Genomic DNA, 23,728 nt, shown 5'->3' on the forward strand with positions numbered 1-23,728 from the left:
AAAGATCAATAAAAAAAAGTTGAGACTCTTATGAAAAAGGAAATATTATCCCGCCTGCTAGCCGGCATCTTTTTACTTGTACCGGTTCTCTCATGGAATATCCATGCCCAAACCACTCCGTTTTTTGTTATGTCTCCCAATGACAAGGAACAGTATATCTATACAGCCAATTCCTGGGAATATGGCTCCTCAACAATGACAAAATCATTCCATCAAACATCGGTTAGTTCCATGGTGGATAAGGATGGAATTAGATTTTTTAAAGGCTATTGCGCTGGACCAAGTATTTATTTTGGGATGGATGAAGCAAATAACAAGCTATACTTCTTAAGAGACAGTACTAAAATTATGATGCTCGATTTTAATATCCCTCCGGGCTCAAGTTTTGTTGGGCAGTTTCCGGGTGAATATACATCTCATAATATTACCGTTACCGGAAGCGACTCTGTTAGATATTACGAGTATTATCAATCACACGCTCAGGGTGGCGAGTCGACTGAATATCGCGTAGAAAGAGGACTCGGCCTCCGCGAAAGGTACACTTCCTATTCGATTTCAAACATGAGGGGGTTTAGTGATGACTGGACCACATTCAACCTGATAAGATTCAATCAAAACGGCGACACTCTTTACAAAACCCAAAACTGGGCACCAATTCTCACATACACACCTGAGACAACTACGACTGTCTTTCTCAAAACTTTTACCGTAAATACAACACACGATATCAACAATCTTTATGCCCAGTATATCCCTGGAATAAATTTTAACGATTCCCTTTTTATCCGCTCCTTCTATACAAACGACATTGACTCCACCGCTATTGTTGTAACAAGAGTTGCCGCTACAACCCCAACCACGACATTCACTCTTCAACTTGACAGCGTCAAAATGAAAGCCGGATACAAGTTTAAATACAGATTTACACTTCGCGATAAGTATTACAGACCGAAATTGGTTTCCCATCCTACATCAACCGGTTATCATACCTTGAGTTATGACCCTTCAGTCGGTATCACAGAGGATGATCCCCAAATCCCTGTTTCGATCGATTTGAAGGCTTATCCGAATCCCGTTTCAAGTAAGACTGATCCCAGAAACAGTTCAGCCACCATCAGGTTCAAAATTCCGGTCGCAGGTTACGCAACCGGAAAAGTTTACGATATTTTGGGAAGAGTTGTTGCAACAATTGTTGACGGTGATGTACCTGCAGGTGAACATTCCATAAAATTTGATGCCTCAGGTCTTCCATCCGGCATGTATGTTTTCAGATTGACCACAAAAGCCCGTTCTGAAAACATTAAAATCATGGTAACTAAATAGCTTCTGGGAATGAAATAAAAAGCCGGAGTTTGAATCTCCGGCTTGATGAATATAAATGGCTCCTACCTCACCCCCTGCCCCTCTCCTAAAATGAGAGGGGAGAAAAGCAGGAAATTTGATGCTTCGTTCTACCCATATTTCGCCCTAAAGGGCTCTTTTAATGTTGGGTGTCACATTCTACACACATGTCGCCCTAAAGGGCTCAACTACAACAGCTTATAGTCCTCTAAACATATGTCGCCCTGAAGGGCTTTTTTGATGTTGGGTGCCTCATTCTATCCATATTTCGCCCTAAAGGGCTCAACTACAACAGCTTATAGTTCATACATCATAGCTCATAGCTATTCTACCCATATGTCGCCCTAGAGGGCTTCCCTTCTGCGAAAATCTCCCATAGGGATGCCTTCGGTACATTCAATCTGCGTATATCTGCGTCCTCTACCCATATGTCGCCCTAAAGGGCTCTTTTGATGTTGGGTGTCACATTCTACACACATGTCGCCCCGAGGGCTTTCCTTGGATTGGTCGCTGGTTCTACACACATGTCGCCCTAAAGGGCTTTCTTGGGATTGATCGCCGTTTCTACACACATGTCGCCCCGAGGGCTCATACTTCAGATTTTCATCCTTCAAAAATTCAGCCCTCAGCCTTCATAATTTCAGCCTATTTCAAAAGTACCATCTTCTTCACCTGACGGAAGGTGTTTCCGCCTTTCAGGGGTGCGGCGTCAATCACATACAGATAAATGCCCGATGACAGATTAGCCGCATTGAAGACCATATCGTGATATCCCGCCGGCTGATTTGAATTGACAAGGTCTGCCAGCAATTCACCATTCAGACTGTACACCTTTAGCGACACCTTGCTGTCGGATGGCAGTGCGTACTTGATTACGGTAGATGGATTAAACGGATTCGGATAATTGGGGAACAGGGCGAATTCCGTCGGTGTCAGATCCACTTCAACTGCTACCACAGGTGAAAAAGCTGTCGAACCGTCAAAATCAATCTGTTTTAACCTGTAGGAGATGGTACCTTTCCACGAGACAAATCTCAAATTGTCATCATAAGTGTAATTGCTTACGCCTGTTGTTGTGCCTCTGCCTTCGATGAATGCAACCTTTTGCCAGTCACCGTTCATTTTTCTCTCGATTTCGAAACCACGGTTGTTTTTCTCTGAAGCCGTAACCCAGTTCAATTTTATTCCTGTTCCATCAAAAGATGAAGTGAAGGATGAGAGTTCCACGGGCACTAAAGTAACCACCTGAGCCTGATTACTGTAGTCGGAATATGAACCCGAATTGGTCATTTTGACGCGATAAGTGTAACCTGTACTTCCCGAAACCGTTGTATCCAGAAAAGCGGTTGTGTTTGCGGGAAGTGTGGCAATCACAGAATAATTACCGGCTGAGGATGAATCACCCGACTTTCTCTCAAGCACCACATTCGCCTCTGCTGAAGAATTATCTGACCATGTCAGCGTAACCCTGTTGTACTGAGTCGAGACTGCCGAAAGGTTTGAAGGAGTGTTAAGTTTCACCCTGAAACCCAAATGATTCGAGTAACCCGTAAAGAAGTTTTGCTCAGTTACTCCAACTCTCCAGTATCTTGCCGCACCCTCGGGAAGGTTGTTCAGCGTGATTGATGTGTCAGCAGTTGTTTGAACTGTCGGTGAAGTAAAAAGTGAATCTGATGACAACTGAACAGAATAAGTTGGAACAGACCCTTCAGGATCAAGCCCCTTCGAGTTTCCCGGCTTACTCAGAACAGGTAACAGGAAGTTCGCTTTTGACCATTTAAGTGTGACAGTGCTGCCCACAAACTGGTTGTTTGCCGGGGATGCAGGAACCGGAGCAATAAAGCGGGCATCAACCAGACTGTAGAGTCCACCGGCGGTCAGTCCCGAAGTGGAGATAAAGTCACCCGTCTTCACAGATGTCCCTGTCAAATACCATTTGTCGGTGAAAACGATTGCTTTTAATGCACTGGTATCAGAATTACCAACTGATGAAGGTGAAATTCTTGTCTTAAGAGTGTAATTATAGTTGGAACCTCCCGTGGCTACAAGCTTCCACTTCCCAAAGTAGTACCTGATATCTTCGGTTTGTTGTGGATCTTCACCATAATATGCCAGAGCCATATTTGAAGGAAGTGTTCCTGTGGTACCCCACTGGATTTGAGCAATCACAACACCATTGAGCTCGTAGGTTGAAAGTCCACCGGGAGCAGGGGGCGGATTAGGCAAGACCAACGGGGGTTCAACAGTCATTTCATATTCATAAGCACCAAGATCAACGGGACCGGTTCCCAGAGCTACACTTCGCTGATTGCCGTTGAAGTCCTGAGCCACACCCGTTGGATAACCAAAAGCGTCAGTAAATGCAGCATCAGGATTCTGAGTGTCGATGGCAAGTGAAACAGTATCGGCAAATGCGGGCTGGTTCACATATGAAAAATCTCCCTTGCCGAGCAGGGTGAAGATGCTGTCTCTGTTGTTCACAAAAGCACCTGCCAGATAGAGGAGTCTTCCTGTTCCCGGAGACATATCGAAAAGGTTGAAATTAAAATTTGCGAAACTTGACGCAGACCGGGTCCACACACCGAAATGCGTACCGTTTCCTCCGGCAGGATTGCTGATCCTGTTGGAAAGGATATTGTTCATTATGTTTATACCGGTAGTACCGAAGTTGTTCACAAAGATACAACTCGAATATGTTTCAGATGACTGATTGTGGGTAATCTGACCGGCAAGACGAATCGAATTGTTTATTATGTTAATTCCGCCGCCATTCTGAATAAAAATTCCGCTGGTCATAGCATATACTGCATTTTTTTGACCCGAAAGGATATTAGAGATGACATTGTTAGTGACGGTTATTGCAGCTTCTGGGCTGTTCGGTGCGAGCATAATCCCGTTCGCCGGTTGGGCGTTGGTATTCAATCCTGTGTGTCTGACTTCAAAAATGTGGTTCCGGTCTATCAAACCGTTGATCGGAGAGGCAACCACCAAAGGATTTACAAAGTTTATTCCGTTTACCCCGGTGGCGCCACTTCCGGTTACTCCGGAGATGATATTCTCTGTGATTTTGAAGTTTTTTGTGGCACGAACATAAATTCCATCCAGACCAATCCTTGAACCCGTATTTGTACTTCCGATTACATTCTTCGAAATATGAATCGAATCACAATCATTCCAGACTTGAATCCCCGTCGAAACAGAGTAGATGTAGTTGTTGGTTACATGGGAATTTTTTGCAAAATTCAGTGATATTCCGGTTCCTTTGGAGGAATCGGCACCTCCGATATTAAGATTTTTCAGGACAATCCCTCTTCCAGCAGCAATGATGGCACCCGAACCCTGGTTTGTTCCGGTAATTAAAATCGTAAGATTCCTGGTGGAACCCCCCGGTGTATTTGACCCGTCAAACTCAATCCAGGAATTGTAAATATAAAAAATCGAGGCATCAAGAGGTCCCCTGATAGTTGTGTTTACCCCTGCAGCCGGTGCAATCCTTAGCTTTGCAGTTTCAGATGGAGTAAATGTGGAAATAGTATTCAGACCATATGCCGCCGGGTTCACATATGCTGTATCGACCAGAAGAAAGTTCGTATTTGCCGATATCCCTCTACGGTTGTAATCGTCAAATGCTGCCCCAATTGTGGCATAGACAGCCTCTGTTCCCGTTGTAGCGAAGAGAGACCCCTGATAAGGATTTCCTCCTTCCATCAGTACAGGCTCTTTTGCAGGCGAAGCCGGGTTGGTTTGGTAGTAAAGGTTTTTTCCTGTAACCCTGTTGAAAGCCGTTAGCCCGATTGTATAGTTACCCGAAAGTGGTCCGGCCATTACAGCGAGTTCATAAAAGGTTTGGGGTGAAGTGCCGCCGGGTGGATTAATTCCTCCACCACCGTAAGGATATGTTCCGCCGTTTGGTGTCGGAAGGTCATCCTGTGCAGCAATATAAACCTGAAGTGTATCGTTGGCTGAGGCATTTGCGAGTGCAGGATCTATGGTAAATGATACGGTATCGGGAGTGACAAGTGTACCCGCCGTTGAGACAAATGTACTCGCTCCTTTGGTCTTGAACCAGACTCTGGGAGAATTGCCGGCTGTTGCCACTCCATTTCTGTCTCTGAACGCAGCTTTAAATGTGAGTGTTTGCCCAAGTTGGATTGGAGAAGAAAATGGCTTCATTGAGAGATACGGAGAGGTTTTATCATCGTCAATTCCGGTAAATTCAAATGCGCCTATATCGGGTGAGGTCGAGCTTCTCACATTACCGTCCAAATCGGTAGTAACACCCGCAACAGGAATTCCTGCATTGCTCGCTTGTGTCGGAGTGGTTGTACTCACTCTAAGATCAAATGGTGTAATCATTGAATTAATGAAAGGAATGGTAGAAAAAGTGGAATTGTAGTCTCTGGTACCCTCCCTTGACTCATTCCAGAGAGCAATTACATGATCTGTGAGAGTTCTATTCAGCACAGTTCCGATTGCTGATACGCCCCTGTTGGGTGAAGGTGCCGCAAAATAATAGATATTGTAGTTTGATTCATCGGAAATTCTATAAAAACCTGAGGTGTTGACGGCACCGATTAATACGGCCGTGCCTTGCCCGCTTGTTCCCGGGGTCGAATTATTTATGAAAATGTTGTTTTTTAGATCGACTTTTCCTAATCCCACATCTCCCAAAAAAAGGCAGGTGGAATATACCTCGGCGGAAACAGAAAGGTTATTAGTCACTAATATTGTATTGTGAGCAAGTTTTATATTTGAACCGCCACCCGTCGGTGATTTCACTTCGATCCCGTTTACGGTGGTCACCGAATTTATGGAGTTCGAGCTCTTAAGGTCTGAAATAACATTGTTTGTGATCGCTACTTCAATAATGGAGTTTGAAGTACCGGCATTACAAAGTATTCCGTTCACCTTTGTCGAGCTTCCCGGCATGTTTGACTCGAGATTATAGATCTCATTCCCTGTAATTGAAACAGTCGATCCTGTGCCGACCCTGTTCATAAGAATTCCTGTGGTGACACCCGATGTGGAAGCTGGGGATGTCTGAATCGGGTTTTGCTTGATATTGTAGATACGGTTGTTTCTTACAATTATTTCTCCCTGATTGGCGAATGTGGGAGCATCAATCGAATTGAGATTAATTCCGGAAGTGTTTCCACCACCAAAGGTTGAAATAAGAATATTACCAATATCTGTTTTTTCAATCGTCAGGTCCTTCTGTTTGTACGCAAAAATACCATGTGCGGTTGTTACGCCGGATGTCCCGCTAAGATTGACATTGCCGATAAAATTTCTTCCCGTTGTAGCTGTAATTTTGTTACCGGTATCGGGATTTGTGTCACTGGCTCCTACCAAATATACTGCAATTGATCCACAGTCTTCAATTTTTATATCTTCAAAAGTGTTATAACTGACCGATGCAATAGTGTCGGTAAAGTTGGTAGCAATTGCACCCAGCATAATCCCCGTTGAAATGTTGTATGGTGTCGTGCTCGTGCTGATAAGCATGTTTGCATCTATTTTCCTGAAGGTATTATATTTTGAACCGATGCTGGTGTTTACTGTTCCTATGTACACTGAAGAGCCGGTGACCGTTAATGCCTGCTCAAATCTCGTGGTTGTAGTTGTATTTCGGACATCATGAGCAATCTTTAATCCCTCGATGGTTGTAAACGAAACACCTGCCAAGCGGATAATACCTTCACCTGCAGACGGTCCAATCTGATTTGTCAAAAACGAACCATTGGTGGGTGAAAGGGTTACCGTCGCCCCGTTAGCTGGTTTTATCGTAATTGTGTTTGTAGCCGAAGTGCCGTTAATCAGAGAGAGGTGCATGAAATCATCGTAAGTGCCATTCTGAATTAGAAATGTAACCGGGCCCGAAATACCTCTGGTATTCAATGCGACTGCCATATCGCTTATGGTTTTGTAATCACCTGTTGGACCCACGGTGTAAGTTCCGGCAACAATGGGAGTCGAAACCTGAGTGAATCTGAGAAGAGTCCCGGGGCGAGGAGTTCTGGGGATGTTATCGTAACACAGACTCATGCTCTGATGATACGATGGATTCAGTGAATCAGCTCCAATGTTTACTGAAAGGAAAGCATTGGTACCGGTTGCTGATCCTGCCCCATTAATCGCCTGAATGCTGGACATGCCGATTGTCATTGAGATTGAGGGAAGGGGATTCATTGTGCCGTAGATAAACTCTATGACATTAGTGGTTTCATACAATTTTATCATGAAACTTGAGTTACTGGTAGCATTAACCCATTTTACTGTTCTGAAATCAATCGATAAAACCCTGTTTGGTGCTGTTCCCGTGGTCAGATACTGGATGCTTGTGGTATCCTGTGCCAGCAGATCATCCCAAAGAGGGGCTATGATTCTTCTGACAAGACTGTTGAGAGTGTTGTTATTACCGGCTGTAATGAGACCTGAGCCCATTCTTATAAAACCGTTTGTAGATACCTGAAATGTGTCAAAGACCTGATTATTATAATTGAATGAAAAACCTATCGGAGTTGCAAGTGAATAGTTGTCATTCAGGAATGCAGGATTTGAAATGTATTTAAAATTCTTTCCTCCCGTCAGGGAAGTGTAGGTGCCTGTGGTCTTTTCCATCACATAATTCATCTGTCCATTAACTGTTACAGATAAAAGAAAAATAACAACGATTGAAGCTAAGAGTGTCGATCTCATGATTTCACCGGATAATTTTGATTAAAAAAAGATTAAACTGCTTCAGGCCGGCCGGGGCTTAAACAGCTCACATATTTACGATATGTTTTTGAAGAATTTTGAAGAACTCAAATCAAATATATTATACTTTTTAAGTATTATGCCGTTTGATTATGATAAGATTGTACAATTTTATCCAAAAAAGAGGGGAAATTAAGTATGAGTTGTTAGTTATGATTTATGAGTTGACAGGTTGTGGGGTGCAGTGATAATAATTATGAGTTGATACTGCCTTTGGTACAGCCCCTCTCCTCCACCGCCCCCCTGCCCCCCTCCTTGTTAAGGTGGGGGGAGAAGTCGTAAAGATTTGTCGCCGGTTCTATCCATATGTCGCCACCAGGGCTCTTTTTCAGGTATCAGGTTTTAGGTATCAGGTATTATTTTTTACAGAAACTACAGGCTATTCCCATTCAGCTCATAGTTCATAGATCATAGATCATAGCTAACCCCATTCAGCTCATAGTTCATAAATCATAGCTAACAGCTAACCCCTGAGATATTCGTCTATCGCGGTGGCTGCTTTTCGTCCGGCACCCATTGCGAGAATAACCGTGGCTCCACCTGTGACGATATCACCACCTGCAAAGACACCTTTTTTCGATGTTTTCATTGTAGCTTCATCAACGAGGATGTTTCCCCATTTGTTGAAATCGATATCGGGTGTTGTCTTCTTGATTATCGGGTTTGAACCGTTACCGATAGCTATAACCGCCATGTCGATTGGCATAACATATTCCGAACCGGGAACAGGCACGGGTCTTCTTCTGCCGGACGCATCGGGTTCGCCGAGTTCCATCTTTTGAAGTTTTACTCCATGCAACCAGCCTGCATCGTCACCCAGAAACTCGAGAGGATTGGTCAGCATTACAAACTGAATCCCTTCTTCCTTCGCATGATGAACTTCTTCTATTCTTGCGGGCATTTCCACTTCGCTTCTGCGGTAAATTATGGAAGCACTTCCGGCACCGAGTCTTTTTGCAGTTCTTACTGCATCCATGGCAGTGTTACCGCCACCAAAAACAGCAACATTTTTTCCTTTAACATCAAAAACAGGTGTGTCAAATTCGGGAAACTTGTACGCTTTCATCAGATTGACCCGGGTAAGGAACTCGTTGGCAGAGTAAATTCCGTTGTAGTTTTCACCGGGGATATTCATGAAGTAAGGAAGTCCTGCACCCACTCCAATAAAAACAGCATCGTAACCTTCGGTGGTCATCAGCTCATCGATAGTATCAGTGAATCCGATAACTGCGTTTGTTCTGAATTCCACTCCGAGAGCTTCAAGGGCATCCACTTCAGCTTTTACAATCTCTTTTGGCAATCTGAATTCAGGTATACCATAGATAAGAACTCCGCCAACATCGTGAAGTGCTTCGAATACCGTTACATCATGTCCCAACTGAATGAGTTCTCCGGCACAACTCAGACCTGCAGGTCCTGAACCGATAATCGCAACTTTTTTGCCCGATTTTTCCTTTATTTCAGCGGCACGAATTCCAACGGTATTCCTTTCATAATCAGCTACAAATCTTTCCAAGCGACCTATGGCAACGGACTCACCCTTTACACCCGTAACGCATTTGGCTTCGCACTGTTCTTCCTGTGGACAAACGCGACCGCATACTGCGGGGAGGACATTGTTTTCTTTGATTTTTGCTGCTGCAGCGAGATACTCTCCTTCGGCGACAAGCTGAATAAAATCTTTAATCTTTACTCCAACCGGGCATCCCTCAACACATTTTGGTTTGGGACACTGAAGGCATCTTTCAGCCTCGAGTTTCGCAAGTTCTTCCGTAAATCCAAGATTTACTTCTGTAAAATTTTTATTACGAGTCTGAGGGTCCTGCTCAGGCATCGGCTGGCGAGGGATTTGCATCCTCTCTTTTTTTGTTAACTCTGCCATTGTTTCTCTTTATTAATAAAGGGTCTTAAAATGTTTTTACTGCTTCTGCATATTGTTTGTCAATGTTACAGATATGATGCTCGAGGGAGTTCTTCTCTTCCGATCTGTAAGTGTTGTTTCTTTTTATCAGTAGGTCAAAATCAACTTCATGTGCGTCAAATTCGGGTCCGTCCACACAAACAAAAACCGTTTTACCGCCAACAACCGCTCTGCAACCACCGCACATCCCTGTTCCATCCACCATCACCGGATTCAAACTGACAACAGTTTTTATTCCGTATGGCCGGGTAACTTCCGCGATTGCCCGCATCATCGGGATGGGTCCGATGGCGAGGACGAAATCAATTTTCTGTCCCGATTCGATCAGTTCTTTCAACTTTCCTGTAACAAAGCCGTGATAACCGTAACTTCCGTCATCCGTGGTCACAAAAACTTCATCACAAATCGCCCGCAGTTCATCTTCAAGGATGACATATTCCTTTGTCTTACCGCCAATAATGGAAATGGTGTGATTGCCGGCTTCTTTGAGGGCTTTAGCTGTCGGGAATGCAATTGCTGTACCGACTCCGCCACCAATGCTAACGGCTGTACCGAAATTTTCTATGTGGGAAGGAAGTCCGAGGGGTCCCACCACATCGAGGAATGAATCACCGGCTTCGTGTGAGTTGATCTCTTTGGTTGTTTTCCCTATTCCCTGAACAATAATCGTTATCGTTCCTTTTTCGATTGAGGAATCTGCAATTGTCAGGGGAATTCTCTCACCCTGCGGCGAAATTCTAACTATAACAAACTGACCAGCTTTTCTTTTTGCGGCTATTTTTGGTGCCTCAATTTCGAATTTCTTCACTTCGGGTGCCAAAAATTGTGCTGAAACTATCTTAAACATTAACCTACCGTGTTTAATTATTGACTGACTGAAAAGACCTTTTGATCTTTACAGTTTTGGGTAAACTCTTTTTATCAATTTTTCCTGATGACCCGCGAAGTTTTAGAAAACCGTAGTAAAACGCCAAAACTGTGAGGGAAGAAAGGAAAGCTATTAACTCTTTATTCGGACTCCCGTCATAAAAATAAATTACGATTCCGATCGTAAATATGAAAAGAAAGAGAGGAATACCGTAAACCATAATTACAGCCTTCAGGATATCGGTTCCCTTCACTTCCACCACCACTTCATCGCCCGGTTTTGCATCCAGATTGTCGAGCACTGTGAGTCTGGAGTAAACCCCGTCGCTGTTTGTACTGCAAAATGGTTTCGCGGCACAGGTTTTACAATTGCCTTTATCCATAATGGCAATTTCGGCGAGATCACCTTTTTTCTCGAGAATAATTCCTTCCTCGGTGAAGACTTCCATCATTTGCCTAATTAATCTCTATCATTCGGATAGCTTTTGTCTGGCATTTTTCAAAAGGAATTTTTTCAGCATCGAGTAGACCGTATTTTATCACTGCGAGATTGTCTTCCATCTCCACTCCACCATCCGATTTTCTGGCACAAATGCTGCAACCCATACAGGAGACTGCACATACAGCCTTCGAAGTTTTTGGATCGTCATGGCTTTTGCAAAAAACGAACACTTTCCTGTTTGCAGGATGCATTTCAATTATGTTTCTCGGACACGCCTTTTCACACATGCCACAACCGGTACAAAGCGATTCAATAACCTCGGGAAGTCCGTTTTCACCCATTACCATTGCACCAAAAGGACATGCTGTAACGCAGTCGCCACCACTCAAACAACCGTAGAAGCAAAGTTTGTCACCCCCCGAAAGAAGATCCATCGCGCTGCAGGTGAGTGGTCCATGATAGGTCGCATATTTCTGAACCGCCTCCTTGTTTCCACCGCGACACAGAACCCTGGGTAAAAATCTGATAACCTCACCGGCTTCTTCACCCATCAGGCGGGCAATCGAGAGGGCGGTTTCCGATCCTCCGACGGGACATCCGTTGGTCTTTGCAGTTTTCTCGACCACATTTACTGCGAAATCATAACACCCTGCATAACCGCATCCACCACAGTTTGCACCGGGAAGAACATCATTGATGTCGCCAATCAGGGGATTCTCCTCAACCCGTAATTTTTTGTCCGCTATCGCAAGAGCACCGGCAAATATAAAACCGAGTCCTCCCATGGTGACAAGTGCAATTATAAATTGAGTGTCCATTTCAACTCCTTGTATAATCTTTGAAACCCGGTGAATAATGCCTGTTACCGTTTTTATCGATAATCATGAATTCACACCCGGGGAAATTCTTAATCAACTCTCTGCTTTTCTCAATTCCGAGAATAAAAAACGCCGTGGCAAGTGCGTCCGCGGTCGTCACATCATCAGCAAGAACTGTAACCGACGAAACTTTAGCGGCTGGAAAACCTGTTTTCGGATTGAAGAGGTGGCAGTAGCGCTTCCCATCAACCTCAAAAAAGTTTTCATAGTCACCCGATGTCGCAACAGCCTTTTTGCCGGGATATAAAATTTCGACAATTCCGCTTGCGTTGAAGGGGTCCTGAACTCCGGTTGTCCACCCCTCCCCTTTAGCCCTGATTTCACCGCCCGCATTTATCAGAAAACTTTTAACGCCCGTCTTTTCAAGAATGTAAAAGGCTCTGTCAACAGCATACCCCTTTGCAATTCCGCTCAAATCGAGGTAAATTTTGCCTTTTTTCCCGATCAGACTGTCGTTAATAATTTTTATTTTGTCGATGCCGGATTTTCCAAGAGCAATTTTTATGGAATCGGATGCGGGCAGGTGCATGCTTCCATCCTTAAATCCCCAAAGGCAGACCACACTTCCGAGAGTAATATCAAACGCTCCCTCTGTTTTTGGAGACAGCTCCAACCCTCTTTTAATCAGAGCAACCACCTCAGGATTAACAGTCACTTTTCCAGAATCAACTTTATTTAAGGAGCCAATGGCACTCGAGTCATTGTAATCTGTGAAGAGTGAATCAATCCTCCTGATCTCGTCAAAAGCCGCTTTGAAAGCTTTTTCATTTTCAGAAGCATCCCCTTCCTGCAATTGTACTTCAACAATCGTGCCCATTGCTGGAATAATCTGCTTCACCCTCTTCGGAGCCTCTTTTTCCACACCGGTAAAGAAGAGTCCGATCACGAAAAAGAGAATAAATGCCGCCAAAAACAGGATGGCTTTTTTATTAATCATCTTTTTAGACGACGGTAATCACGGCTTTGTGAGGAGCGCATGCTATCATGTCACCCGGAAGTGCGATATGCCCCATGCTTCTGCAAATTCCATGTTTACAGCCGTGTTCTTTCACAAATGCCCTGCCGTTTCCGACTGAAATTACATTTCCGCCATAAACTTTGATCTCTTTCTCAACACCTGTAAGAGAAACCTTTTCGACCTGTCTACCTTCGGATTCAATGACAACAAACTTTTCTTTTCTGCTGTCGTATCCTGCAAAGGGTCTTATGCTCATAAGAATTGCAGCATCGGTATCCTTGATTTCTCTTCTCAACTGTTTTAGACCGGAAGTGAATCCTGACTCGGGTGTCAGTATTTCCAAATCACCGGTTTTGACAAAAATATCGGATTTACTCCCAGCCGGAATTCTCGAAATTGAGATTACGAAATTCGGGTTTTCCAGCCGGTCAGGACTGAATCCCATATTTCTGAGTCTTGAAACGAGAGTGGATTCCCCCATCAGCAGGGTTGTGGAAGGCTTCAGTCTGATATCAGCCTCTCCTGCGAGTTCGTTTATCACTTTCGCAATCAGTCTGTTATTGTCAGGCAGAAGTGCTGCAAGCGTGATGTCCCTCTCCCGGGTGGTAAACAATTTCCTCAATCCGGCACCACTTCCAAGAGCTACAACAGCAAGCCCGGATATCTTCAAAAAATCTCTTCTGTTAATCATCTTTAAACTCCAAATAGTTTTATATCAAACCTGAAAAACCCATGAACGCCATGGCTAACAATCCCGCAGTAATGAGAGTAATCGGAACTCCTCTGAACGGCTTTGGGATATCGGCAAGCTCCAGTTCTTCCCTGATTCCCGCCATGATCACAAGTGCGAGAGTGAAACCGGTGCCTGCACCAAGACCGAAGAAGATACTCTGCATCATGTCATAATCCCGTAATGCCATAAAAAGAGCGAGCCCTAGTATCGCACAGTTTGTCGTTATCAGAGGCAGATAAATACCGAGTGCCCTGTAGAGGGGTTGCGATGTTTTCTTGATGAACATTTCCACAAACTGCACAAGGGATGCGATCACGAGAATAAATGAGACATACTGCAGGTAGTCGAGCCCCGCAGGAATCAGTATCATATGATTTATCATCCAGGTCACCACAGCCGTAAGCACCAGTACAAATGTCGTTGCAAGTCCCATCGAAAAGGCAGATGTCAGTTTATTCGAAACACCGATAAAAGGACAAATTCCGAGGAAATATGACAACACAAAATTATTAACTATTGCGGCAGAAAGAAATACAATAAGCAGGTCCATTTTATGCCTCCTCTCCCTCATTATGTTGTTCAACAGGAAGTGCAACCTGACGCGATGCCCGGTCGGCTTCTATAGCTTTTTGGAGTGCATTCTCTTTTTTCTTCTGTTCGAAGAAATTTGCCGTACCAAACAAGATCCCAAGGGTTAAAAAAGCCCCGGCAGGCAAAATAAATATCAGCATCGGTTCGACTGTGGCTGGAAGAATGACCGTTCCCAAAAGCTGGTTTGATCCGAGAATCTCCCTTATCCCGCCAAGAACAAGGAGCGCCAGTGTAAAACCCGCACCCATACCAAGTGCATCAAACGCCGATCTGACTACTGTATTCTTCGATGCAAAAGCTTCAGCTCTTCCGAGGATAATGCAGTTCACTACTATCAGGGGAATGAATGGGCCAAGTGACTTGCTCAGTTCAGGGAATTGAGCTTTCATTACAATATCAACTATTGTTACGAAAGTTGCGATTACCACGATATAAGCCGCAATTCTCACCTGATTGGGAATCAGTTTCTTGATCATTGAAATGATCACACTGCTAAAAAATAGCACAAATGTTGTGGCGAGCCCCATCGCTATGCCGTTCATTACCGAAACCGTTACCGCCAAAGTAGGACATGTACCCAGCACCTGTTTAAATATCGGATTCTGCTTCCAGATACCGTTCATGAAATCGTTAAGAGGGCTGTTTGTTTTGCTCATATTTTCCCCTCTTTTTTAAGTTTTCTTAGTTCGTCCAATCCTTCATTCATTATCTTAACGACGGCTTTGGAGGAGATAGTGGCACCGGTGATAGTAACTATGTCATTGGGTGATTCGGCAGCACCCTTTTTCCCGACAATATGAGGATCAGGATTCACCTTTTTGAACTGGTAGGTAAAACCCTCTTTGGTGATCTCTGAACCGAGACCGGGAGTCTCAACCTGCTCGATAACAGTAAGACCGGTAATCTTTTTCAGATCGGGTGTAACACCCATCATCAGCTTCACCAGTCCCTGAAATCCATTTCCCTTGCATGGGAAAGCGTAACCGATGACTTTTCCACTCCCATCCATTACTTTATAGAGGTCTGAAGTAGTACCTGAGACTTTTTCCTGTTTTTTTCCGTCAGGATGAACGATAAATATCGCTCTCTCAGTCTCTTTCTGGGCATTCAATTTAATCTGAGGATCAGCCCACTCGAAAATCTTTGCGAGCAGTCCACCCGAAATAGCTCCAATCACCAGGAGCGTAAGTAACATCTTAACTACAGTGTTCATTTTTCCGCTCCAAAAATTACAGGTTTTGTATATCTGTTTATAAGCGGTACAAATCCGTTCATAATCAATATTGCGTACATTACACCTTCGGGAAGTCCGCCAAAAAGCCTGATCATTATTACGATCAGTGAGATGCAGACACCATAAATCCAGATCCCCTTGTTTGTAACTGGAGATGTAACCCAGTCGCTCGCCATGTAAACAGCACCAAACATGAAACCACCCATAAAAAGATGGTGAAATGGCGATGCAAATTTTCCGGGGTCAAGAAGCCAGAATATCCCAGCGAAAAGTATCATTCCCAGAATCATCGCGACAGGAACCCGCCAGTTCAAAACCTTCATTACAACCAAAAAGATCATCCCAAGCAGTATTGCAAGGGCGGAAGTTTCGCCGATCGATCCGCCGACATTTCCGAGGAAAAGTGACATCAGGTCAATTCCACCTTTGGATGCGATCGCTTCAAACTTATACTGACTTAATGGTGTCGCCGAGGTCACTGCATCAACGGCCATAGACGGGGGTGTCCATGTCGTTGTCGCCACGGGATACGCAGCCTGTAAAAACGCCCTGCCCACAAGAGCCGGATTGAATATGTTATATCCCAGTCCACCAAACACTTCCTTTCCGAATCCAATTGCCACGACAGACCCGATAAAAGCGAAGACAGGATTAAAGTTTGGAGGAAGTATCAATCCCAGCAGTAGACCGGTGATGACCGCACTTCCGTCCATCAAAGAAACTTTCTGCTTCCTGATATACTTGATGGCATACTCTGTCAGCAATGCTCCGGCAATGGCAGAGGCAACAACTACGAGTTGGAACAATCCGAAATAGACGACCCCCATAACAAGCGGTGGAAGAAGTGATGCCACCACAAGCCACATCGCTTTTTGTGCACTCAATGAAGAATGGACATGCGGTGTACTCGTAAGAACGGGCTTCGATTTCAATTCAACTGTACTGCTGTTTTCCATATCAGGCACTCTTCCTTTCCTGAGACTTCAACCGGATTACCTCTTTTTTTCCAAGTCTTATCCATTGAACAAGAGGAATATTTGCGGGACACTCATATGCGCAGCAGCCACACTCCATGCAGACGAGGATTCCTGCAGATTCAGCATCTTCGAATCTTTGCAATTTTGAGAATTGTGACAAACGGGTTGGCAGGAGATTTACGGGACAAACCTCCACACACTTTCCGCATCTCAGACACGGGATAGCCTCCTGGGGTTTCGATTCTACTTCGGTAAGTACCAGAATTCCTGATGTAGCTTTCATCACAGGAGCAGAGTAGTCATACAAATTCGCTCCCATCATTGGCCCTCCTGCAATCACTTTAATTGCTTCGGGCTTCAATCCGCCACAACATTCCAAAACATGCGATACCGGTGTTCCGATCGGGACAATCAGATTTTTTGCTTCACTAATTCCCTCGCCTGTTACATTCACAAAAGCAGTTATCTGAGGTTCACCCTCCACAACTGCTTTGTAAACAGATACGGCTGTGCCGACATTTTGCATGACCACACCGACATCCATTGGCAGTTTTCCAGGGGGTACTTTTTTCCCGGTAACCGCATAAATCAGCATTTTCTCGGCGCCCTGCGGATATTTTACAGGCAACACTTCCACAACGATGTCTTTTCTGCTTTTGAGTTTGTCATTAAGTGCCTTTACTGCCTCAGGTTTATTGTCCTCGATGCCGATAACGCACTCAACCCCGAGAATTTTCATGAGAATTTCGACGCCACCGATCAGTTGGTCTGTGTATTCGAGCATTAAACGGTAGTCACGCGTCAGGTACGGTTCACATTCGGCACCGTTTATTATCAATTTTTCGATTTTTTTGCCGGGTGGCGGGGATAACTTGACAAACGCGGGAAATGCAGCCCCACCCATGCCTACAATTCCGGCCTCTTTTATTCTTTGTAGGAGTTCTTCCTTCGTGGCTTTCCGGTAGTCAAGCGGCTCCTGATACAGCGGCTCACTATCTTCAGACACCGCAATTTCTATCACAGTTTTTGGGACGCCTGAGAGATGTGCGGTCTTCGCTATTTTTGTTACTGTTCCGGTTACAGGTGAATGTACCGGTGCTGAAATAAATCCATCGGACTCAGCAAGCAACTCACCCTTTCGCACAGGACTCCCTTTTTTGACGAGCAGTTTTGATTCCTTACCCGCATGCTGGGAAAGAGGAAGATAAACAGTCTTTGGACTTGGAATACTTTCAAATGGCTTATCCTTCGATAACTCTTTAGATTCCGCAGGATGCACTCCACCTTTGAAAGTCCCTTTAGTGCTAAATGATCTGAACATTTATATACTTTTATTTGTGGCATCATTCTACATCAAAAATTATACCACGCCAAAACAGTCTTTGTAATTCAAATAGCCCTTTTTCATTCTGACGATTTTCAAAATCAATAAATATTTTCTATTTATTGATAAAATGTGACCTTTGATACTCTACACTCATTGTTATATTTGGAGTTTCAATTTCTAATTTTAATGGAGATATACAGAAAGAGTGAGCATAAAGAGATCAGCCGGAATCTGGAAAGAGACATTGTCGAGTGGCAGCTTTAAATGGTATTTTATCGCAACAGTCGTATTCAGTCTGGCATTGGCATACTTTGCACCGAGAGTGCTTGAATGGAATGAGTTCAGGAAGGGTTTCAGTTTTGATGATCCGCTGTTGACTTTGTTTTCGCCAATAGATCTCACATGGTTTACTTTTATCGCCCTATACGGGGGTGTTTTTATAACCTTTCACTATTTTTCAGATAAGCCCATCCGCTTTATGATGGGATTTCAGGCCTATTTTTTTCTGCTTGGCTCGCGTCTCGTGGCGATGACTTTTCTCCCGCTAAAAGCACCAGAGACTTTGATTCCCCTCTACGATCCGTTTATCTCATCGCTGAGTTCGGGAATCGTTCTTAAGCACGACCTCTTCTTTTCGGGACATTTCTCTGTAGCTATCCTTTTGAGCATGGTGGTTGCGGCGAAGATACGAAAATACATACTGGTTTTCCTCGCCCTGATTATGGCTGTCTTTATCCTGCTGCAACATGTCCACTACACAATCGATATCTTCGTTGCTCCTTTTTTCTCATTCGCCATCTGGAGAATGATAGTGGCATTCAACAAAAAGATTGGATTTACTCCCGAGGTTTAATCAGGGATTCAGACTCCTCTGTTTCATCCATACCTCCACCCAGTCGGTAAACGGTTTTGAAAGAGGAAATGCTGTAAGTTTGCCTCCGAATCCCATGTAACGGAAATATATTGAGTTGGTTTCGGTGACTTTCAAGTCTTCAATTTTTTTGATGTCAATCTCTGTTTTATACTTTTCTGCCAGACCTGCGGTATTGTTTACCATCGCTTTGAAATATTTTTGGAAACCCAGATCCCGTTTCAACTTGTCTTTCACTACTTCGTACTCTTCATCGTAAACGATGTCATCTGTTTTTTTGTCGACAAGTTTCAGAATCATATATTCTTCCCCAACTTTGACGGGCCCGAATATCCTTCCCGGGTTTAGTTTAAGCGCGATGGTTCCTGCTTCACCATAATCAGCGGCGGGTACAAATTTGTCAGAGTTCCCGTTTATTTCTGAATTTCGGCTGCCGTTTACTTCTGCAGCTAAAAGGGAGAAATCGACTCCGGAATCGATCCTGGTCAGCATAGCAGAAAGCTGATCGAGGTTGCTGCTCACAGCACGGAGAAGCTTTATGTTTATGCCACCGGATTTACCCGAATTTCGCTTGATAAAGTAGTCCTTTACTTCCTCGTCACTTATTTTAGCAGAATCCACATAAAGCATCTGGTAGGCATTTGACAGTGTAAAATCCCTCCATATGTTAAACTCACGCCGCACATCAGGTTTTTTATGCAAACCTCTTTTCATTGCTTCCTCAGCGAGCAGTTCGGATTCGATATAGTCCCGGGTCCAGTTCTTCACTTTTATCGACAACTTGTTTTTATCGATCGACTCAATCTCCCTCACATCACCTGCGAGGTAGTAGATAAAATCTTCGAGAGGATACTCCTTTCCATTATGGGAGAAGTATGGCAACTTTAATGAGTCTGCAGGAATACTTTTTTTTATGAGATAGAAGTAATCACCTTTTAATGTCCACTTTGCATCTTTACTGAGCGACTCCCTGAAACTTTTATCATTTTCGTACATTTCTTTCAGTACGGAATGAAATCTATCGAGGAACAACGAGAAAAGTCTCGCATCTGTGTTGATTTTTAGTCCCTTGAAGAAATCTTTTTTAAAAATCTTGTAGTATTTGTCGGTGAGTCTTTCCACATAAAGTTTCTTCACACGGGCGAATTCATTTTCTATTTCAGTGGAGTTCTTAAAAGATGAGTCTCTTTTGAGATCAATCTTGAAGATATACCACATATTGTTAAATTGAACCGGTTCGGTATATTCTCCCGGCTTTTTCTGATAAAGTTTTGATTCAATATCGTAATCAAACATGCCGTAGGTATAGGTGAGCATATTCTCGAATGCACGCTCGCCGTAAATGCCAAAGAAAAGTGAATCGAACGAAACACCTGATTTGAGGATATCAAAGGCCCTGTTAATTTCATTTTCATTACTGTTTCTAATTGCCCTTAGTTCGATCTTTGTGATCGCCTTCGCCATTTCATTTGCAAGGGTCTGTTGGGTCTGATCAATCCGGTCGATAATCTCCACTTTGAAAAGGGCATCGCTCGCGAACAGTTTCTCAAACTGGTCTATTCTTTTTTTGACATCTTTGATGGTGTCAAGCCTGAGTATTTCAGCTTCGAGAGCGAACAGCTTCTCAGCAGCCACGGTGTAAATCAGTTCCTCCTTCAGCGCACTTTGTGCCCCCTTAACATGAGCAAGATACTTTGGCGTCATCTCATAGCGGAGTATAAATTCCTTGTCGGTTATCTCCCTGTCACCGATCTTCGCCACCACATCCTTTTTTAATTGTGCAGTAATTGAGGATGAAAACAGGAGGGACAAAATTAAAATATGGAGTAGAGGCTTAATTTTCATAGTTATTTTGTTGTTTTATAATAGTCAATATTTCACGAAGTTTAGACGCTTGATTTTATTAATTACATCTGAGAAAATGGAAAACAAAAAGAAATATCCTTTATCTTTCTATCTCCTGACAGTCCTCGCACCGTTCGTCCTTATCGCATTGCTCGAAGTGGTGCTGCGCGTAAGTGGATATGCAAAGGATGAACCTGTATTCATTACCGTACCGGGTACCGAAGAAAAACTCCTGATGCTTAACCCGGACCTTACCCGTCGATATTTCAAGGGATCGCAATTTGTCCCCCATTCCATAAACGATGTTTTTCTAAAAGATAAAGACCCAAACACGCTCAGGATTTTTATCCTCGGGGAGAGCAGTGCCGCAGGATTTCCCTATGAACCGAACGGCTCATTCTCCAGATTTCTCGATCTCAAGCTCAAACTTTTGTATCCACAAAAAAAGTTTGAAGTCGTAAATTTAGGAATTGCGGCGATCAATTCTTATGCAATTTTGGATATACTCGAAGATGTAATAGCCCAAAAACCTGATCTGGTTCTCGTCTATACGGGTCATAATGAATATTACGGCGCTTTGGGTGCTGCTTCACAAACAGGGATCGCGAGTTCTCCGGGTGTAACGAGATTTATGCTTAAGGCAGGCAATCTTAAAGTAATGAAATTGATAGGCTCCATTTTTTCTTCCTCCCCGGGTAATCTCTCGGAATCACAAGGATTGATGGAGGCGCTTGCAAAAGATAAACTGATTCCCATTGGTTCAGATCTTTATAATGCAGGAGTGGAACAGTTCAGATACAATCTTTCTGAAATCCTCACCGCACTTAAGAAAAATAATATCCCCGTAATTGCAAGTACCCTGGTTTCCAATCTGGCAGACCAGCCACCCTTCTATCCCGAACTCTCGGGTGCCGGGAAAGCATGGGATGAAGCCAACCAACTACTAAAGTCAGGAAAGTCCACAGAGGCTTCGGTAAAGTTTCTCGAAGCAAAAGAGCTGGATGAACTGAGATTCAGGGCTCCGAAAGAATTTAACAAAATTATTATGGAGAACGCTGCTGCGCTGAATTTTTCGGTGGTAAAAGCTGATTCGGTTTTTTCTGCTCGAAGTGAAAATGGTGTCCCCGGGAAATCGCTGATGGTTGATCATCTCCATCCGAATCTTACCGGTTACAATTTGCTGGCAGATATTTTTCTTGATGCTATCATCAAATCGGGAAAGATTTCCGGGTCGCCTGCAATTCAACCCGGTAGCGAATCACTGGACAGTCTGGTTTTTTCAAAATTTGCGTTTTCTCAACTTGATTCACTGATTGCAGAATACAGATTAGCCGGGATAATGTCGCAATGGCCCTTCGTGAGAAACGGAAAGAAACTGACTCTCGAACAGATAAGGAAACCCGTAACAATGCTCGATTCCCTGGCTTTGATGTCGGCAAAAGGAGATATCAAATGGCATGACGCCCACATAAAAGCTGCACAGTATTTTACAACCATAAATGATCCTTCCGGAATGGAAAAAGAATTCAGGGTTTTGATCTCGCAATTCCATTACCAGACCACATTCTACGATATGCTGGCAGATGCATTCCTTCAAATTAAACTCTATTCCGAAAGTGGCAGAATATTTCGGGAAAGTTATGCCGTTAAACCCGGAGCATTCTCTACAAAATGGCTCGGTATTCTTGCTCTGAATGACGGTAAGGCTGAAGAAGCCAAAAAATGGTTGAGTGAAAGCCTTAATTACAACGGAAATGATGCCCAGACACTCTACAATCTTTCAGGAGCATACATCAACCTGAAAGATTACTCATCCGCAAAAACTTATATCACCCGCTGCCTTCAGGTCGATCCCCACTTGCCCGGAGCTGCCCAACTCGCAGAACAACTGAAGAACATAAGGTAGAATTGTATCAAAGAGGAATAACCCATAATTAGTGATACCCCCGAAGAGGGGTTAGATGTTCGTAGATGAACAATACGATTCTTTGAATACCCCCGAAGCGGGGTTACATGTTCGTAGAGGGGTTATATGTTCGTAGATCAACAACATGATTCCTTGAGTACCCCTGAAGCGGGGTTACATGTTCGTAGAGGGGTTATATGTTCGTAGAGTTTTTATGATATTTGAATGCCAATTCTTATTTTTTGAAGACATTTTTTTCATATTAATGAGTCAATCATGGGAAGTACATTTACTCAACTTTATATTCATGTTGTCTTTTCCGTTAAAAGACGAGAAAGGCTGATTTCAAAACACTGGAAAGAGGAACTTTACAAATATATTGCCGGTATTATAGCCAATAAAAAACAAGTATTGTACATCATTAATGGTGACATGGATCATGTTCATATTTTGTTAGGTATGTCTCCCGATATATCTATCTCGGAATTAGTAAAAGAGATAAAAAGAAGTTCATCCCTTTTTGTTAATGAGAAAAGATTATCAGTTGGGAGATTCAGTTGGCAGGAAGGTTTTGGGGCATTTTCAATTGGTAAATCAGAGATGAGTCGGATTATTGGATACATTAAAGATCAGGAAGTTCATCATCACAGAAACAGTTTTACAGAGGAATATGAGAAGTTTTTAACTTCGTATGGGATCGAATATAAAAAAGAATATTTGTGGAAGGAGTGAATAAACTTCTACGAATATTAAACCCTCTACGAACATCTAACCCCGCTTCGGGGGTATTAAAGGTTTGATAATCTTCCCTCTACGAACATCTAACCCCGCTTCGGGGGTATTCAAGGTTTGATATTCTTCCCTCTACGAACATCTAACCCTCTACGAACATGTAACCCCGCTTCGGGGGTATTCAAGGTTTGTGCATCTTAATGCTACGAACATTTAACCCCGCTTCGGAGGTATTAAAGGTTTGTGCATCTTAATGCTACGAACATTTAACCCCTCTACGAACATGTAACCCCGCTTCGGGGGTATTCAATCGTGATGGACAAAAAAAAAGGCTGCCTTTTCAAGC

At 43.6% G+C, this 23,728-nt stretch carries 17 protein-coding genes; 4 read left to right on the forward strand and 13 right to left on the reverse strand.

From position 1 onward, the window contains the following. Positions 1-30 precede the first annotated feature (30 nt). Positions 31-1,323, forward strand: coding sequence for a T9SS type A sorting domain-containing protein (locus tag J0L60_15555; GenBank protein MBN8547545.1), 1,293 nt, complete (start codon positions 31-33; stop codon positions 1,321-1,323). 663 nt (positions 1,324-1,986) lie between these two features. On the opposite strand, the gene J0L60_15560 is transcribed toward J0L60_15555, so the two are convergent. The 12 genes from J0L60_15560 to rsxC form a co-directional block, all read right to left on the reverse strand. After that, positions 1,987-8,040, reverse strand: coding sequence for a hypothetical protein (locus J0L60_15560; GenBank protein MBN8547546.1), 6,054 nt, complete (start codon positions 8,038-8,040; stop codon positions 1,987-1,989). A 523-nt stretch (positions 8,041-8,563) separates the two neighbouring features. Further along, the gene (gltA, locus tag J0L60_15565; GenBank protein ID MBN8547547.1) at positions 8,564-9,982 is read right to left on the reverse strand and encodes an NADPH-dependent glutamate synthase; all 1,419 of its coding nucleotides are present in this window, start codon (positions 9,980-9,982) and stop codon (positions 8,564-8,566) included. Positions 9,983-10,007: 25 nt separating this feature from the next. Continuing rightward, positions 10,008-10,868 carry a sulfide/dihydroorotate dehydrogenase-like FAD/NAD-binding protein gene (locus J0L60_15570; GenBank protein MBN8547548.1) on the reverse strand — a complete coding sequence of 287 codons (861 nt, stop codon included), beginning with the start codon at positions 10,866-10,868 and terminating at the stop codon, positions 10,008-10,010. A 13-nt stretch (positions 10,869-10,881) separates the two neighbouring features. Then, entirely contained in the window at positions 10,882-11,340 is a 459-nt protein-coding gene (locus J0L60_15575; GenBank protein MBN8547549.1) for a SoxR reducing system RseC family protein, read from the reverse strand. A 4-nt stretch (positions 11,341-11,344) separates the two neighbouring features. Continuing rightward, the gene (locus tag J0L60_15580; protein MBN8547550.1) at positions 11,345-12,148 is read right to left on the reverse strand and encodes an RnfABCDGE type electron transport complex subunit B; all 804 of its coding nucleotides are present in this window, start codon (positions 12,146-12,148) and stop codon (positions 11,345-11,347) included. A 1-nt stretch (position 12,149) separates the two neighbouring features. Beyond that, positions 12,150-13,145, reverse strand: coding sequence for an FAD:protein FMN transferase (locus J0L60_15585; protein ID MBN8547551.1), 996 nt, complete (start codon positions 13,143-13,145; stop codon positions 12,150-12,152). A 4-nt stretch (positions 13,146-13,149) separates the two neighbouring features. Next, on the reverse strand, positions 13,150-13,857 hold the full coding sequence (locus J0L60_15590) for a NusG domain II-containing protein (protein ID MBN8547552.1): 708 nt from the start codon (positions 13,855-13,857) through the stop codon (positions 13,150-13,152). A gap of 19 nt (positions 13,858-13,876) precedes the next feature. Further along, entirely contained in the window at positions 13,877-14,449 is a 573-nt protein-coding gene (rsxA, locus tag J0L60_15595) for an electron transport complex subunit RsxA (protein MBN8547553.1), read from the reverse strand. 1 nt (position 14,450) lies between these two features. Next, the gene (locus tag J0L60_15600) at positions 14,451-15,146 is read right to left on the reverse strand and encodes an electron transport complex subunit E (GenBank protein ID MBN8547554.1); all 696 of its coding nucleotides are present in this window, start codon (positions 15,144-15,146) and stop codon (positions 14,451-14,453) included. Further along, entirely contained in the window at positions 15,143-15,703 is a 561-nt protein-coding gene (locus J0L60_15605; protein ID MBN8547555.1) for an FMN-binding protein, read from the reverse strand. Before J0L60_15605 ends, J0L60_15600 begins: the two co-directional genes overlap by 4 nt. Further along, the gene (locus J0L60_15610; protein MBN8547556.1) at positions 15,700-16,680 is read right to left on the reverse strand and encodes an RnfABCDGE type electron transport complex subunit D; all 981 of its coding nucleotides are present in this window, start codon (positions 16,678-16,680) and stop codon (positions 15,700-15,702) included. The genes J0L60_15605 and J0L60_15610 overlap by 4 nt, the downstream gene beginning before the upstream one ends. Position 16,681: 1 nt before the next feature. Next, positions 16,682-18,022, reverse strand: a complete 1,341-nt coding sequence (gene rsxC / locus J0L60_15615) for an electron transport complex subunit RsxC (GenBank protein MBN8547557.1) — start codon at positions 18,020-18,022, stop codon at positions 16,682-16,684. Between the two features lie 211 nt (positions 18,023-18,233). Between rsxC and J0L60_15620 the strand changes: the two genes are divergently transcribed. Then, complete coding sequence (locus J0L60_15620) at positions 18,234-18,881, forward strand: hypothetical protein (protein ID MBN8547558.1); 648 nt, start codon at positions 18,234-18,236, stop codon at positions 18,879-18,881. Here J0L60_15620 and J0L60_15625 read toward each other — a convergent pair whose 3' ends face one another. Next, complete coding sequence (locus J0L60_15625) at positions 18,882-20,744, reverse strand: hypothetical protein (GenBank protein ID MBN8547559.1); 1,863 nt, start codon at positions 20,742-20,744, stop codon at positions 18,882-18,884. It lies immediately after the preceding gene. A gap of 76 nt (positions 20,745-20,820) precedes the next feature. On the opposite strand from J0L60_15625, the gene J0L60_15630 reads away from it, so the two are divergent. Together J0L60_15630 and tnpA are read left to right on the forward strand one after the other, a co-directional pair. Then, complete coding sequence (locus J0L60_15630; protein ID MBN8547560.1) at positions 20,821-22,650, forward strand: hypothetical protein; 1,830 nt, start codon at positions 20,821-20,823, stop codon at positions 22,648-22,650. Positions 22,651-22,926: 276 nt separating this feature from the next. Further along, entirely contained in the window at positions 22,927-23,382 is a 456-nt protein-coding gene (gene tnpA, locus J0L60_15635) for an IS200/IS605 family transposase (GenBank protein MBN8547561.1), read from the forward strand. Positions 23,383-23,728 lie beyond the last annotated feature (346 nt).

Source organism: Ignavibacteria bacterium (assembly GCA_017302895.1).
Lineage (GTDB): Bacteria > Bacteroidota > Ignavibacteria > Ignavibacteriales > Ignavibacteriaceae > UTCHB3.